This is a genomic window from Orenia marismortui DSM 5156, assembly GCF_000379025.1.
In the GTDB taxonomy this organism is placed as follows: domain Bacteria; phylum Bacillota; class Halanaerobiia; order Halobacteroidales; family Halobacteroidaceae; genus Orenia; species Orenia marismortui.
In genome coordinates this window covers 174,159-190,313 of record NZ_KB900618.1, presented here as the reverse complement: position 1 = coordinate 190,313, position 16,155 = coordinate 174,159, and the positions used below count along the sequence as shown (strand labels likewise).

Annotated in this window: 13 protein-coding genes; 12 read left to right on the top strand and 1 reads right to left on the bottom strand. The window is 29.7% G+C overall.

The window, feature by feature from the left end; all coding sequences use genetic code 11:
* Window positions 1–92 precede the first annotated feature (92 nt).
* The 6 genes from OREMA_RS0106920 (at window position 93) to OREMA_RS0106895 (ending at window position 9,006) form a co-directional block, all read left to right on the top strand.
* Window positions 93–857 carry an exodeoxyribonuclease III gene (locus OREMA_RS0106920; RefSeq protein ID WP_018248543.1) on the top strand — a complete coding sequence of 255 codons (765 nt, stop codon included), beginning with the start codon at window positions 93–95 and terminating at the stop codon, window positions 855–857.
* Window positions 858–1,057: 200 nt separating this feature from the next.
* Window positions 1,058–3,166, top strand: a complete 2,109-nt coding sequence (gene recQ, locus OREMA_RS0106915; protein WP_018248542.1) for a DNA helicase RecQ — start codon at window positions 1,058–1,060, stop codon at window positions 3,164–3,166.
* Between the two features lie 29 nt (window positions 3,167–3,195).
* Window positions 3,196–3,867: an L-serine ammonia-lyase, iron-sulfur-dependent subunit beta gene (sdaAB, locus tag OREMA_RS0106910; RefSeq protein WP_018248541.1), complete on the top strand. Its 672-nt coding sequence runs from the start codon at window positions 3,196–3,198 to the stop codon at window positions 3,865–3,867.
* Window positions 3,868–3,878: 11 nt separating this feature from the next.
* On the top strand, window positions 3,879–4,757 hold the full coding sequence (gene sdaAA / locus OREMA_RS0106905; protein ID WP_018248540.1) for an L-serine ammonia-lyase, iron-sulfur-dependent, subunit alpha: 879 nt from the start codon (window positions 3,879–3,881) through the stop codon (window positions 4,755–4,757).
* A 284-nt stretch (window positions 4,758–5,041) separates the two neighbouring features.
* Window positions 5,042–6,919 carry a methyl-accepting chemotaxis protein gene (locus OREMA_RS17330; RefSeq protein ID WP_018248539.1) on the top strand — a complete coding sequence of 626 codons (1,878 nt, stop codon included), beginning with the start codon at window positions 5,042–5,044 and terminating at the stop codon, window positions 6,917–6,919.
* Between the two features lie 185 nt (window positions 6,920–7,104).
* Window positions 7,105–9,006 (top strand): alpha amylase N-terminal ig-like domain-containing protein, encoded by a 1,902-nt coding sequence (locus OREMA_RS0106895; RefSeq protein ID WP_018248538.1) that lies wholly within the window; start codon window positions 7,105–7,107, stop codon window positions 9,004–9,006.
* A 57-nt stretch (window positions 9,007–9,063) separates the two neighbouring features.
* Here the strand turns inward: OREMA_RS0106895 and OREMA_RS0106890 are convergent, their stop codons facing one another.
* Entirely contained in the window at window positions 9,064–9,648 is a 585-nt protein-coding gene (locus OREMA_RS0106890; RefSeq protein ID WP_018248537.1) for a lysophospholipid acyltransferase family protein, read from the bottom strand.
* A gap of 989 nt (window positions 9,649–10,637) precedes the next feature.
* Here OREMA_RS0106890 and OREMA_RS0106885 point away from each other — a divergent pair.
* The 6 genes from OREMA_RS0106885 to OREMA_RS0106860 all read left to right on the top strand — a co-directional run bounded on the left by OREMA_RS0106885 (window position 10,638) and on the right by OREMA_RS0106860 (window position 16,120).
* Window positions 10,638–11,903 carry a DUF2157 domain-containing protein gene (locus tag OREMA_RS0106885; protein WP_018248536.1) on the top strand — a complete coding sequence of 422 codons (1,266 nt, stop codon included), beginning with the start codon at window positions 10,638–10,640 and terminating at the stop codon, window positions 11,901–11,903.
* Window positions 11,893–12,480 (top strand): GDYXXLXY domain-containing protein, encoded by a 588-nt coding sequence (locus tag OREMA_RS0106880; protein ID WP_018248535.1) that lies wholly within the window; start codon window positions 11,893–11,895, stop codon window positions 12,478–12,480. Before OREMA_RS0106885 ends, OREMA_RS0106880 begins: the two co-directional genes overlap by 11 nt.
* 2 nt (window positions 12,481–12,482) lie before the next feature.
* Complete coding sequence (locus tag OREMA_RS0106875; RefSeq protein ID WP_018248534.1) at window positions 12,483–13,451, top strand: NAD-dependent epimerase/dehydratase family protein; 969 nt, start codon at window positions 12,483–12,485, stop codon at window positions 13,449–13,451.
* Between the two features lie 121 nt (window positions 13,452–13,572).
* Window positions 13,573–14,481, top strand: coding sequence for an esterase/lipase family protein (locus OREMA_RS0106870; RefSeq protein ID WP_018248533.1), 909 nt, complete (start codon window positions 13,573–13,575; stop codon window positions 14,479–14,481).
* 350 nt (window positions 14,482–14,831) lie between these two features.
* Entirely contained in the window at window positions 14,832–15,494 is a 663-nt protein-coding gene (locus OREMA_RS0106865) for a cell wall hydrolase (RefSeq protein WP_018248532.1), read from the top strand.
* Window positions 15,495–15,637: 143 nt separating this feature from the next.
* The gene (locus OREMA_RS0106860) at window positions 15,638–16,120 is read left to right on the top strand and encodes an ECF transporter S component (protein ID WP_018248531.1); all 483 of its coding nucleotides are present in this window, start codon (window positions 15,638–15,640) and stop codon (window positions 16,118–16,120) included.
* The last annotated feature ends 35 nt before the right edge of the window (window positions 16,121–16,155 follow it).

The window sequence follows — 16,155 nt, the reverse complement described above, 5'->3', positions numbered from 1 at the left end:
CAAGATTTTTGAAGGTAAATCTAAATAAGCTCAGAATAATAAAATATAAGCTAAAATATGAAATTATATAAGATATAGGAGGCTTGGTTTGAATGAAGATATATTCATGGAATGTAAATGGAATTAGGGCAGTAGCTAAGAAAGGTTTTTTAGATTGGGTGGATGAAGAAAGGCCTGATATTTTATGTTTGCAAGAAATTAGAATACAGAAAGAACAATTACAGAAAAAACTTAAAAATATAGATGGATACTATTCCTACTTTAATTATGGAGAAAGAAAGGGATACAGTGGGGTAGCTATCTACAGTAAAGAAGAAGCATTATCTATAGAAAAGGGAATTGGCATAGATAAATTTGATGAAGAAGGAAGAGTCATTACAGCAAAGTATCCTAACTTTACTTTAGTAAATATTTATTTTCCAAATGGACGTAGTAGTAAGGAAAGGCTACAATATAAATTAGATTTTCATGAGGCAATACTTAATTATTGTAATGAGTTAAGGGCAAAAGGTAAAAAAGTTATTGTCTGTGGTGATTATAATATAGCTCATAAAGAGATAGATTTGAAAAATCCAGATTCTAATAAGGATAAGTCTGGCTTCCTACCTATCGAAAGGAAATGGATCGATAAGATTATCGAACATGGATATGTCGATACTTATCGCGAGTTCTATCCTGATACAGAAAAATATTCATGGTGGAGTTATAGAACAAGGGCTAGAGAAAGAAATGCAGGGTGGAGAATAGATTATCATTTTGTTAGTGAAGATTTAATGGAGCAAGTCCAGAGTGCTGAAATTTTAAATGATGTTATGGGCTCAGACCATTGTCCAGTTCTCTTAGAATTAGCAGATTAATAGATAATTAGAAAAATCCTATGGAAAAGCCATAGGATTTTTCTAATTAAGGGATCCTATAGTAATCTGTAAAATATATCTGTTACCGTGTACAGTTAAAACATAGTCATTTATGACTAAACAAATTAATTTAATTAATAATATATTTTATGTTATACTTAAAACAATAACTTATAGATAAATTCAAGGAGTTGCATTAAATGTTAAATCAAGCTAAAAATTATTTAGAAGAATATTTTGGTTATGATTCTTTTAGACCAGGACAAGAGCGAATAATTAAGAATATACTAAAAAAAGAAAATACTTTAGGTATTATGCCTACTGGGGGAGGAAAGTCTATCTGTTTTCAAATTCCAGCTCTCTGTTTTTCTGGAGTTACTATTGTAATTTCTCCTCTAATTTCATTAATGAAAGACCAGATAGATTCCTTAAATACATTAGGGATACCTTCTACTTTTATTAATAGTTCTTTAGACTGGATGGAGATTGAAGAAAGAATTGAGATGAGCAGAAGGGGAGAATATAAATTACTATATATTGCTCCTGAAAGATTAAATAATGATGACTTTCTGTGGAAATTAAAAGCTATTGATATATCAGCAGTAGCTATTGATGAAGCACACTGTATTTCGAGTTGGGGACATGATTTTCGACCAAGTTATAGATCAATACCAAAGTTAATCAGTAATCTATCTAATAATCCAATTATAACTGCTTTTACTGCTACAGCTACAACAGAAGTTATTAAAGATATTAGTGAATTATTAGATATTTCAGATCAAAATACCTTTATCTCAGGATTTGATCGACCTAATTTAACCTTTAGCTTAATTAGGGGAGAAAATAATAGAGATTTTATTGAAGAATACTTAGAGGTAAATCAAGAAGATTCAGGGATTATCTATGCTGCTACTCGAAAAGAGGTAGAAAATTTAACTGCTTTTTTAAAGAAGAAAAAATTTAAAGTAGGGCAGTATCATGCAGGATTAAGTCATCAAGAAAGAAAAGAAACTCAGGAAAAATTCATCTATGATGAACTAAAAATTATTGTTGCTACTAATGCTTTTGGAATGGGAATTGATAAAAGCAATGTTAGATATGTAATCCATCATAATATGCCTAAAAATTTAGAAGCTTACTATCAAGAAGCAGGAAGAGCAGGAAGAGATGGTGAGCCAAGTGAATGTATTTTATTGTTCAATCCTGCTGATGTAAGATTACCAAAATTCTTTATTGATCAATCAAAGTTATCTCCTAAATTAAAAAAACATGAATATAAGAAATTACAGGATATTATCGACTACTGCTATACATCCAAATGTTTAAGAGCCTTTATTTTAAGGTATTTTGGAGAAGAAGAGATAGTAGAAAGTTGTGATAACTGTAGTAATTGTAATAATGATAATGAAGTAATTGATATAACTATTGAAGCTCAAAAAATTCTATCTTGCGTCTATAAAACAGAACAGAAAGTTGGAGTATCAACAGTCGCTGATGTACTGAGAGGATCCAAAAAGAAGAAAATCTTAAAATCAAGTTTTAACCAATTATCTACCTATGGAATTATGGATAATTATAAGATTAAAGAGATCAAAGATTTAATCAATATTTTAGTTGCTGAGGGTTATATCAGAATTACTAAAAGTAAATACCCAGTTACCAAATTAACTAAAAAGTCTATAAAGGTTTTAAATAAAGAGGAAAAGGTATATCATAAAGGTAGAAAAGAAATTAAAAAGATTAATCTTAGAAATGAGTTGTTTGATCTTTTAGATGAATTACGAACTAAAGTTGCTAAACAAGAAGGCTTACCACCTTATATTGTATTTCAGGATAGTACACTTAGAGAGATGTCTTCTAAGATGCCTTTAACCCAAAAAGAAATGTTAAAAATATCAGGGGTTAACTTTAGTAAATTTAAACAATATGGCAAAGAATTTTTAAATAAAATTCAAAATTACAGAAAAGATAGCCAACTAAAAAGTAAGAATACTAAAACACCAAGCCATATTATCAGTTACGATTTATATAAAGAGGGCAAAAAAGTGAAAGAAATTAGTGAAATTAGAGACTTGGCTATTTCAACAGTAAAAAATCATCTATTAAAGTCTGCAGAAGAAGGTTTAGAAGTAGAGGTTGAATCTTTTGTTCCTAAAGAATATAGAGAATTAATTATGGCAGAAATTAAAGAGAGTGAAGATGGGAAATTGAAACCTATTAAAGACGCTTTACCAGAAGAGATAAGTTATTTTCAGATTAAAGCTATGATCTTAGTAGAAAAATTAAAGGGTAATCTTATTCAGAAATAGCAATAAATCTTATTAAAAGTGGTGATATTATGGGTAATCTAAGTATATTTGATATTCTTGGTCCTGTAATGGTAGGACCTTCTAGTTCTCATACGGCTGGAGCAGTAAGAATAGGAAATTTAGCAAGAGAGATAGTAGGAGAAGAGATTAGTCAAATCAAAATTTATTTACATGGTTCTTTTAAAGAAACTTATAAAGGCCATGGCACCGATAAAGCCTTAATTGGAGGGTTATTAGGCTTAAAGACTGATGATACAGCAATAAAAAAATCCTTTGCCCTAGCTGAAAAAGAAGGGGTAAAATTTAACTTTTTAACAATAGACTTAGACAGAGTTCATCCTAATACAGTTAAATTAGAAATTAAAGATATAAATGATAATTTAACAAATATTATAGCCTCTTCGGTTGGAGGGGGTAGTGTAATTATAGAAGAAATTAATGGGATTAAGGTTAAAATAACAGGAGAATATTATAGCTTAATTACTATCCATCAAGACAAAACAGGTATAATAGCTCAAATTTCTAAAGTCTTAGAAAATTATAAGTTAAATATTGCTTATATGAAGGTTTTAAGAGAATTTAAAGGATCTTTAGCTACTGCGGTTATAGAATTAGATGAAGAAATTAATGATAATGCCTTAGAAGAAATTAAAAATATTCCAGAGATAAATAGTATCAGATTTCTAAGACCTATTAGGTAGGAGGAATTAGAATGTATAACTTTAAAACTATTGCTGAATTAATAGAGATTTCTAAACAAGAAGAGTTGTCTATTGCTCAAGTGATAATTAATAGAGAAAAAGAATTAAACAATAAAAGTGAAGAGGCAATTAGAAAGCAAATGAAAGATACTTTAGAAGTAATGAAAGAAGCTATTAAGGAAGGCTTGACTAAAGATATTAAATCTACTAGTGGGTTAACTGGCGGTGATGCTAAGTTACTTGATAAGGCACAAAAAAGTGGACGATCAGTTACAGGTAGTATCATGTCATCGGCTATTGCAAAATCTATAGCTGTAGCAGAGGTAAATGCTGCTATGGGTAAAATTGTAGCTGTTCCTACAGCAGGCTCTTGTGGGATCTTGCCAGGAACATTATTAACTATTGCAGAAGATAGAGAAAAAAAGGATGAAGAGATAATAAATGCTTTATTTGTAGCTTCTGGAATTGGGCTTATTATTGCTAAACAGGCATCAGTCTCTGGAGCCGAAGGTGGATGTCAAGCTGAATGTGGTTCTGCAGCTGCTATGGCTGCTGGAGCTATTACTTATTTATTAGGGGGAAGTAATGAACAGATAGCTAATGCAGTAGCTATTGCGTTGAAGAATATATTAGGCTTAGTATGTGATCCAGTTGCTGGATTGGTTGAAGTTCCTTGTATTAAGAGAAATGCTGGTGGAGCAAGTAATGCTTTAACTGCAGCAGAACTGGCCTTGGCAGGAATCAATAGTGTTATTCCTGCTGATGAGGTAATTATTGCTATGAAAAAGGTTGGAGAAGCTTTACCACCTCAACTAAAAGAGACTTCTTTAGGTGGCTTAGCTGCTACACCTACAGCATGTAAGCTTAATCAAGAAGTGTTTTCTGATTAGAATAGAATATTAACTGATGATATTTTAAAATATTATCAGTTAATATTGTTCATCTCCTCAAAAGAATTAACCTTAATAGAGCATAATTTTTTAGATTTGATATTAATATAAGGATCTTTTTTATTATCTTTTAAAGAAAATTATGTTATAAAAGTTATTTATTTAATTTATTTTTCAGATAGCAGGAAGATGATTTTTATAATTAATAAATCAACGAGTAGATCAAAGTAAATAAGACTAAGAGAAAATAAGAATTACATATCTATCAATAAGGAGTGAATAAGATGAAAAAAGAAAATGAATTAAAATGGAATAAAAGTTTATTATTTAAGGTTAATGGGAGTATAATTTGTATTTTAATTATTTTCATGATGTTGTTAGGTATAGTTGTTAATAATTTAGTTTCTAAAGAATTGACTAGTCAAGTGGAGGAAAAGAATCTAGAAGTAGCCAGTTCTTTACAACAGCAGGCAAATAATTTTTTTAATCAGACAGAAGGTGTAATTAAATTAATTTCTAGATTTGATAAAATTAAGAGTGGCAATAATAAAGATACTTTAGAAATAGTAAGAAAAGTGAAAGAGGAAAATCCACATTTTAAATATGTATACTTAGCTACTGCTAAAGGGGAAATGATCATTTATCCTAAAGTTGATTTAGGATCAGACTTTGATCCAACAACAAGGCCCTGGTATAAAAAAGCTATGGAAAAAGATAGCTTAATTTGGACAGATGTTTTTATAGATGCAGGTAGTGGAGATCCAATAATGACTACTGCTATACCAGTTGAAAATAGTGAAGGTGAATTTATTGGTATTTTAGCAGGAGATGTTTCATTAGATCAACTAAGTCAAGCAGTAGCTAGCAGAAAGATAGGAGAAACAGGATATGCTTATATGGTAAATAGCCAAGGAAAGATTATTGCTCATCCTAATCATAGTTTAGTTAAAAAAGGATATAATATTAAGCAAGATTTTGATTTTAAATCTACATTAGAAACAAAGAAAGGATCAATAAAGTATGAAGATTCTGATACTTATGAAGAAAAATTAGCTTCATATGTGTCAGTTGATAGAATTAATGGTATTATTTTTGCTCAAATTAAGTCTAAGGAAGCATATGCAGTAAAAAATAAATTGCAATTGGTGATTTTAGGAATGAGCTTATTTGTTTTAATTATGGTAGGTCTAGCAGTATATATTATAAATAAAAAGTATTTATTAAATCCAATTAATAAATTAGTAAAGTTAATTTCTAAAGTAGCTCAAGGAGATTTAAATACAGCGGTAGAGAATATTCAAGAAGACGAAATTGGTCAAATTCAAGCTGCTTTAAATACAATGATTAGAAACCTACATGATATTGTAGCCAATATACTTGATACTACAGAAAATTTGTCAGCTTATAGTGAAGAATTAGCTGCTTCATCTGAAGAAGGTAATGCTACTATAGAGACTACCAATGATTTGATTGAAAATATGTCTGCAAGTATTCAACAAATTTCGGCTAGTGCTCAAGAAGTAACTAGTTTTGCACAGCAATCTAATTCTCAAACTAGAATAGGACGAGAAAAAATAGAAAAAACAGTTGCAAATATTAAAGATATAAATCAAACAGTAGGTGAAACAGTAACTATTATTAATGATTTAGATGATACCTCTAAAGAAATTGGGCAAATTGTAGAGATGATAACCACTATTGCTGAACAAACTAATCTCTTAGCTTTAAATGCTGCAATAGAAGCTGCTAGAGCAGGAGAGCATGGACAAGGATTTGCGGTAGTAGCAGAAGAGATTAGAGCTTTAGCTGAAGATACTTCTAATGCTACTGATAAAATAGCTAATCTAATTAATAAGACCCAAGAAAAATCTAATACAGGGATAAAAGCAATTGAGAAAGTGAAAAGCACAGCAGAATCTGGACAAGAAATAGTTCAAGAAACTGGCCAGGTATTTAAAGAAATTGAAGAAGCTGCTGAAGAAACATCAGCTCAAATTGAACATACTGCATCTGCTACTCAAAGCTTAGCAAAAAATAGCGATGAAATTACAGAGGCTTCAGAAGGTATTCAACAAATGTCAGATGAAGTAACTAATTCTTCACAAGAATTATCTGTTATGGCTCAAAAATTACAAACTTTAGTTAATAAATTTAAAATATAATATAGTAATCTAAGCCTTATTATAAGAGATAGTTTTTTCTTTTTAAATGATTAGAGATACTTTTGAAACACAGTCTATTTACTTTTAAGTAAATAGACTGTGTTTTTTATTGTATAAGTTATTTTCTTATGTTAAAATAATTTATAAAGAAAACGATTTCGTGATATTCAAAGGAGGATAATAATATGAATTTTGATTGGAAAGAAAGTATTTATTCAGATGGTTCTAGATATTACATCGACAATCCAACACCAGAATTAGGAGATATAGTCAAAATTAAATTAAGGGTCTTATCTTCTGCACCAGTAGATAAAATTTTTTTACGTACTGTCTTAAATGGTGATGATCATTTAATTGAAATGAAAGTGGAGCAAAAGAAGAAAGGCTTTACATATTATAGTTGTAAACTAAAAATATCTCAACCACGTATTAATTATCATTTTTATATTTCTACTCAAAAGGAAACTTATTTTTATAATCAATTAGAAGTTAGTACACATATTCCCATTGAAGATTATGATTTTGTAATAGTAGCAGGATATAAAGCACCAGAGTGGATAAAATCTACAGTATTTTATCAGATCTTTCCTGATAGGTTCTATAAGGGCAATCCTGCTAATGATGTTAAGGATAATGAATATGAATTTGATGGTCATCCAACTATTCAACGCGATTGGAGTGAAATCCCTGGTGATTATGAAGATTCTTTCTGTTTAGATTTTTTTGGTGGGGATTTAGAAGGAATTAAAGCTAAAATTCCTTATTTGAAAGAATTAGGAGTAAATGCATTATATTTAAATCCTATTTTTTATGCAGCTACTCACCATAAATATGACTGTTTAGATTACTTTAAAGTTGATCCTCATTTTGGCGGAGATAAGGCATTAATAGAACTTATAGAGGAACTTCATAAAAATGATATGAGAATTATTCTTGATACTTCAGTTAATCATACTGGAACAGCCCATAAATGGTTTAATAAGGAAGGATCATTCTATTCAAAAGATATCGGCGCCTATCATAATGAAGATTCTAAAGAGAGAGAGTATTATTATTTTGATGAAGATAATAATTATCATGGCTGGGCTGGGGTAGATACTCTACCAACTTTAAATTACACTTCTGAAGAGTTAAGAGATATGATTTATCAAGGAGAAGATTCTGTAATTAAACATTGGTTAAAACCTCCCTTTAATATTGATGGTTGGAGATTAGATGTAGCTAATACTATGGGAAGAATGAATGAAAAGCAGATGCATCATGAAATTTGGCCAGAAATTCGAAAGAGTATTAGAGAAGAAAATTCCCAAGCCTATATTTTAGGTGAACATTGGACAGATGATCGAGAATTCTTAAGAGGTGATGAGTGGGATTCATCTATGAATTATTATGGTTTTGGTCGGCCAGTAAGACAATTTTTAGGAGAATTAGACCGCTTTCTAAGCTTTAATAACTCTGATTATAAGTTCAAGTCTAGTAAGAAAAAAGCCAAAGATATTAGTCAAATGTTCATGCAGAAATTAGCTAGGTTACCCCATCAAATTGCCTATTTGCAATTCAATCTATTTGATAGTCATGATATTCATCGTTTACATAATAATCCGGAGATATCCTGGGATCAATATAGAGGTGCTGTAATGATGCTCTTTACCTTTCCTGGAACACCAAATATTTATTATGGGGATGAAGTTGGATTAGATGGCCGTATAGATACCTTTGAAGGATGTCGTTATCCAATGGAATGGGATGCAGAGAAACAGAATCAAAATTATTATAAGCTGTATAATAAATTAGCTCTCTTAAAGCAAGAAGAGGATGTATTACAAGAGGGAGGATTTAAGCTTTTATATGATCAAGGTTATGTATTATCTTATGCTAGATTTACAGATGAGAAGGCATATTTAGTGGTTATTTCTCAAGATAATAATAGGACTAAAGTTGAAATTCCTGTATTTCCTCTAGGGATTGGAGAAGAGTCTGAAATTAAGGAAGTCTTTAACTATTCTAACTTATATAATTTTAATGAGGGGAGATTAGAGATAGAGTTAGATGCTAAAGAGAGTCTACTATTTGAAATTACCATTTAAAAGAACTAAAGTGCCACTTATCTAAGTGGCACTTCTTATTATAATAGTAAATATATTTTAAAGTAATTCTTTAATCTTATTCATTATTATAGAGCTGGCTTCCTTCATTTCCTCTTTAGATAATCTTTTATCATAAAAATCATCTAAGGTAAAAACTTCTCCAATATTAGCTGTAATAAGCTTTTTAAAAGGATTTGTAGTACCTTTGATTCCTATAGGAAGGATAGGAGTTTTAGATTTAAGGGCAAGCATGGTAGCCCCTAATTTAGCTTCTTTTAGTTGTCCATCTTTACTTCTAGTTCCTTCAGGGAAGATACCTAAAATTTTATCTTCTTTTAATATTTCTAATGCTTTTCTAATCGCACTTCTATCAACTCCACCTCTTTTAATAGGAAAAGCCCCTAATTTTTTCAATATAAAACTAGTGAATTTATTTTTGAATAATCCTTCCTTTGCCATAAAGTTAATCTTTCCATCTAACAGAGTTGTTAAGAAAGGAGGATCATAATTACTAATGTGATTTGATACTACAATTAAACCTTGATCTTTAGGAACCTTTCGATTACCTGTTATTTTAGGTCTATAACCTAAACTATAAAAAACTTTGAATAAATTAATTGCAATTCTATAGGTTAAGTTCATTATTTTTGTACCCCTCTCTGTAAGTATTTAATCTTGTTATAGTATATCATGAACAGACATTATTTTGCAAATGATATTCATTTTCATATCCCTGTTTTGATTTTTAATCAAAGATATATACCAAGTTTTCTAAACCAAAGTGTGCTTTCCTACAATTGAAGGAGTACTCTTGAGGTGGTGGATGCAGAAAAAATCTGATTAAAGAATAAAAGCTTATTAAGGTTTTAAATCGGAATTTAATCAGCGTCAAAATATGTCTAAATTATTTTAAAGATTTAAAGATTAATTTTTTACCACGAAGGCACACAAATCTCCACAAATTAATTCAAAACCATTTTAAACAATAAATTGAATCTCTTGTTATTTATTAGTGTCAATTAGTATTTAAATCATTGATAAACTAGTTTTTTTATCTTTTAACCTTTATCCGCATTTCATTAGCCCAAGACTAGTTGATCAAGAAGTAAAATATAACTTTTTTCACAGAGCTGTGTTATCTGTGGCTAAATAATGGATTTTACTTGTTTTTAAATGTATTTTAAATTTCAACTTCAAAAATAAAAAATCTAGGCTCTTCTACGAGGAAGTTCTCTTAGGGTGAATCAATCACTGACTAATTCTCTAGATCTTTAAAAAAGACCTTTCGCAATAAATTTGCTACTAGCCAATAGCTAATTACTATTTGTGATAATTCGTGGTTTCAAAGTGTTTTTTTATAATTTAATATTTGTTTTTATGTGCTAATTAAAATCTTAAATTATTGTTAATCACAAAGTTCATTGTTGAACTAAAATTTAAAAGGTAATTATATAATTAAAAATTAAGTAAAATCTAAAAATTTCAACCGTAGATTAAAGGAACAATTAGGTATAAGAGGGAAATTAGAATTTAAGTCTGTTACTAATCTATTAATGAAGTAACAGAATAAATATATTAGTCTGTATTAGACTATATATAAATAAAAGACTTAGTACCAAAGGAGGGAAATAATGAAAAAAGAAATTTCTTGGCTTTATAAAGAATTGCCTAAGTTAGTACAGCAAGATATAATCTCAGCAGATACTGCCAAGCTTATAAAAGAACATTATGGGCCAGTAACTGAAAGAGATTGGAAAGGATTTGGATTAAATATCTTTAGTATTTTGGGAACAATTTTAATTGGTTCAGGCATTATTCTATTATTAGCCCATAATTGGCTACAACTTACTCGTTTAACTAGAACTATTATCATTTTTCTATCTTTAATTAGTACGCAAATCTTTGTGGGGTGGGTTATCTATAATGACAAATCCAGACCATGGAAAGAAGGTAGCACAACCTTCTTAATCTTTATCCTTGGAGCAGCAATTGCTTTAATCAGCCAAACTTATAACTTACCAGGGGACTTTAATAACTTTATTTTAGTACTGATGTTATTAAATTTACCTATTATTTATCTAGCCCAAGTAACTCTTCCATCTTTTATCTATGTACTTGGAATAAGTATTTGGGGAATTAATCTTAATAATACTATGGAAGTGCTATTTATTTGGCCTTTAATAGGCTTAATACTGCCTTACTATTTTAAAAGATTTAAAAAAGATCTTTACTCAAATTCCAATTTACTATTATTGTGGGAAGTTATCCTAGCTTCTATTATAGCTACTAGCTTAAGTTTGGAATGGGATAATTCTGGATTAGTGACCCTATCTTATAGTAGTTATTTTGTGCTTATATATTTGCTAGGTTCTTTATTCATGAACAAAGGAGACAAATTATTAGAAAAACCATTACAGACTATAGGTCTGTTAGGTATATTAATTATTAGCTATATACAAGGCTTTGAAGATGTAGATAATATAGAAATCTTCAATGCGGCTTTTATTGATTATTTTTTAGCGGTTTTATTCTTTGCTGCTTGTGTATTCTTAGCAGTTAAGTATTATAACAGCTTTAATAAGCTTATATTAAGTTTAGCTATTTTGCCTTTACTAGTAATTTTTACTTTTTTGATTCCAAGCTTAAGGATCTTTATCTATAATGCTTATTTATTTTATTTAGGCATATTAATTATAGTTTATGGAATTAAAGAAAAGAAGATAGGAAAAGCCAATTTAGGAATGTTGATTATATCAATACAAATAATAAGTAGGTTTTTCTTCATGTTTGAAATTACCTTTCTAACAAGAGCTCTGATCTTTATAATTTTAGGTTTATTTATTTTAGCTAGTAATATCTTCTTAAGCAAGAATAGAGGTGAAAAAAATGAAGATTAATAGACCGAAACTTGTGATTCTATTTCTAATTATAGTTATTATTCAATTAACAGTACCTGCATCTATGATTATTAAAAGAGAATTAATCTTAAGGCAAGGGGAAAGTTTTAAATTCAAAACAGCTCCTATAGATCCTTATGACCCTTATAGAGGTCGTTATGTGGCCTTAGATATAAGAGAAGATTATGCTCCTTTACCAGAAAGCAGGTTGAATATCAGCCGAGGTGATGAAATTTATGCCCACCTAAAAAAGAATCAAGAAGGATTTGCTTATTTTACTAAGGCGACTCTAGAAGTTCCAACAGGATCTTCTTATATTAAAGCCAAAGTTACTTATATTAATAGAAAGGAGAATAAAATATATCTAGATTTACCCTTTGAAAGATATTATTTGGATGAAAATATAGCTCCTCTAGTTGAAAAATTATATAGAAAACTCAACAGGGAAGAAAATCCAAATACATATATTAAAGTCAGAGTTAAATCAGGAGCTGCAGTTATTGAAGAACTTTATCTAGATAACCAAGCAATCATAGAGTTTATTAAAGAACATAAAGAGAATCATCGGGAGGACTAATTATGAAAAAAGTGTTAGTTATGGGTGGTACTGAGTTTGTTAGTAAGTCATTAGCTAAATATTTAATTTCAAAAGCTTATGAAGTAGATATATTTACTAGAGGGAAAAAGAAGTTAGATTACTCAGGAGTAAAAAATCATTTAACTGGTAATAGACACTCTATTAAAGATTTAAAAGATAAACTTAGTGATAGAAAATATAATTATATCTTTGATATTTCAGCTTATACTAGAGAAGATGTAGAATCATTAATTAAAATAATTAACAAAGAAGAATTAAAGAGATATGTCTTTTGTAGCTCAGGAGCAGTTTATATACCAAAACCAAATCAAGAACTTATATCTGAAAACTATCCAAGAGGTACCAATCCACACTGGGGAGAGTATGGATTAGCAAAAGCCAAGGCAGAAGATCACCTCTTTAAGCTATATAAAGAAGAAAAGTTTCCTATTACTATCTTTAGACCAACTTATATTTATGGTGAGGAGAATAATTTATATCGTGAAGTTTACTTTTTTGATAGAGTACTTAAAGGTCAGCCTATTCCAATTCCAGACATTAAAAAGAAAGTTCAATTCATCTATATTTGGGACCTAGTAAAGAGTTTTGAAAAGGGAGCACTTTCTAAAGCTTCTCTTGGAAAAGCCTATAACCTAACACATCCTGAAAAGATTACTTGGGAAGGTTTAATAAATAAAATAATGGAGGTAACAAGAAAAGATGTTAATTTAATAAAAGTAGACAAAGAATTTCGAAAGCAATTCAACTTAGTTTCTAAAGATTTCTTTCCTTTTAGAAATATTAATTTTATCTTAAGTACAGAAAGGTTAAAAGAAGATGAGATATATTTACCAGCTACTAGTTTAGAAGAAGGTTTAAGAAGATCTTATCTATGGTATTTGAAAGAAGATCCTAATCAATTTGTTCATTCGATGACTAAGATTGATTTTATTTTAGACAAACTAGAGTAGAATTAAAAATGATGATAAGAGAAAATTTATTAATAACAGGAAATAATTGATTTAGGAATTAACTTTCAAATATGATATTATATGATTATTGAATTATAAAGTTCAAAGCAAGGTGGTATATATGTATAGAATATATAGAATAGTAATACTGATAATCTGCTTGAGTATAATTTCAAACACTCCCTTAGCATGGGCAAAAGAGGGTTATTTTCGAAAAGATACTTGGCAGAGTATATATAATAAAGAGGATATAGTAGATTATCCTGTGATTTTTATCCATGGTATAGGTGGTAAAATAGATTTTTGGCAACAGAGTATGAAAACAATTAAAGATAATTACTATAAAATGAAATTTAAAGATAGAGATACGATAATTTATGATTTTGATAACCAAGGAAGAGACTACTCTGTTTGGGGAATCTCTTATTATAGCAATCAGGTTGCAGAAGAGATATTATTATCTGATTTGGATTTATATGCTTGGAGAGTTAAGAAGATGATAGCAGAGATTAAGAGGTTGACTAGAAAGGATAAGGTTGTTATTATCGCCCATAGTATGGGAGGAGTTGTTGCTAGAAGATATATGACCTTAGATCAAGAGTCTTGGAATTCTGTCTATAAGATTCTTACTGTTGGTACTCCAAATCAAGGTGTTGGTACTTCTATAGGAATTGTAGGACAATTAGAAGATTTAAAAGAAGGTAGTAAGCTTTTGAATCTGCTTACTAATAGATGGAAAGAATTATCTAAGCACTCATCTTATCAGAAATGGGGAGTAATAGGAGCAGTTGATAAGACAATGTCTTTTAATAGTAGGTTATCTGCTAATGCTACGGATTCTGCAGGTCCAGGTTTTGTTACTATATCTTCAGCAATACCTTATGAATGGCAAGCAGCAATTGAAGCAGGGTTCAATAAAGCAACTTATAATACTTCTAATTTTGGTTTTAGATTAGTAGTAGATACAACTCATATGGGCTTATTATTCCATTCAGGTACCTTCAAGGGAATTGATTGGGCACTTCACTAGTATTAAAGTATTTAAATTACTATCATTACAAAGAATTACCTTTGCAATTTAAAGTAAAATAAGAGAAAATGTAAATGTAACTTATGAGATTGAAACTTATTATTAGCAATATGATATAAACTAATGGAGATAAAGTGACTTCTTAGTTTCAAAGGGAGTTTTATGCCAAGTCGATTCGGTAGTACTTAGGATCAATATTGCGTATAAAATAGGAGATAGCAGTTATCTCCCCTTGAAACTTAGTAGAACGAATCCAGAACCATAGCGTCTCTTTACCTATCACTTCTATTAAGTGGGAGTTTTAGAGTCGCTTATGTATCGGATAAAACAAATTAGAAAGGGCTAAAGTCATGAAAAAGAAAATTACACTTCATCAGAAATTCATAATATATATACTAATTTTTACTCTAGTCTTTCCTATGATGTCGGGACTTATTTTAATTACTCCAGCCTATGCAGAGGGTGGGCTTACAGAGAATAAAGGATTTATGTCTTTACTTAAAGGGCTATTAATGTTATTCTTCTTTTCATTTCTGTCTAATAAGGATGAGTCAAATTATTTAGAAGACTCATATGAGTCAGCATCACAAGAAGATTCATCTCAAACATCTTCCTATCAAAGGTTGAATATAACCCAGGATGAAAGAGATTGGTTGGCTAAGGCCGTTTATTCAGAAGCAAGAGGGGAACCTTTTGAAGGACAAGTTGCAGTTGCATCAGTAGTAATTAATAGAGTATTAGATAATCACTTTCCTAATGACGTTAAAGGAGTTATCTTTGAAAAACCAGGAGGGAATTCCTATGCTTTTTCTGCAGTATGGGATGGTCAAATCCATTTAACTCCTGATCAGACATCTTATAAAGCAGTAGATTATGCTTTAAAAGGATGGGATCCTAGTGAAGGAGCATTATATTATTATAATCCTGTTACAGCTACAGCCAGTTGGATCTTCGATAATACAATTGCTAGAAAAACAATTGGAAATCATGTTTTTGCTGATTTACGTAGTTAATATAAAGAGCATCCATTATGGGTGCTTTTTCTGTTATATAATAACTTTTCAGATAATAAGCAACTATTAAAAAGGACAATTTCCATTATTAAAGAATAATAAAATAGGTAATTTATTAAATTTTAAAAAAGAGAGGTGAAAAAATGAAACATACTAAGTGGCTTTCTAGAACGGCAATGCTATTAGCTTTAACTTTGGTAGTCCAAATCTTAGGTTTTCCAATTTATATTACCGGGCCTTTAATTAATATGATGTTATTACTTGCAACGATGTTAATTGGTCTTGGAAGTGGTGTTTTAATCGGTGGTTTAACACCTTGGATTGCATTAATTAGAGGAATATTACCACCACCTTTAGCACCTGTAATTCCTTTTATTATTGCTTCTAATATCTTATTTGTGCTAATCTATCATCTCTTAGATAGCACAAATAAATACTTAGGCATTATTATTGCCTCTTTATTTAAGTTTTTGGTGTTATCGATTGCAGTTAAATTCTTAATTGATGTACCAGCTAAGATAGCTCAGCTAATGCAAACTCCACAATTGATAACAGCCTTAACTGGTGGTTTTTTGGCATTATTTATCTTTACCTATATTATGAAAACTAATCTAGATCAAGAATAGATTTCAACAAGAATTATAAATTTATTACTTGTTTA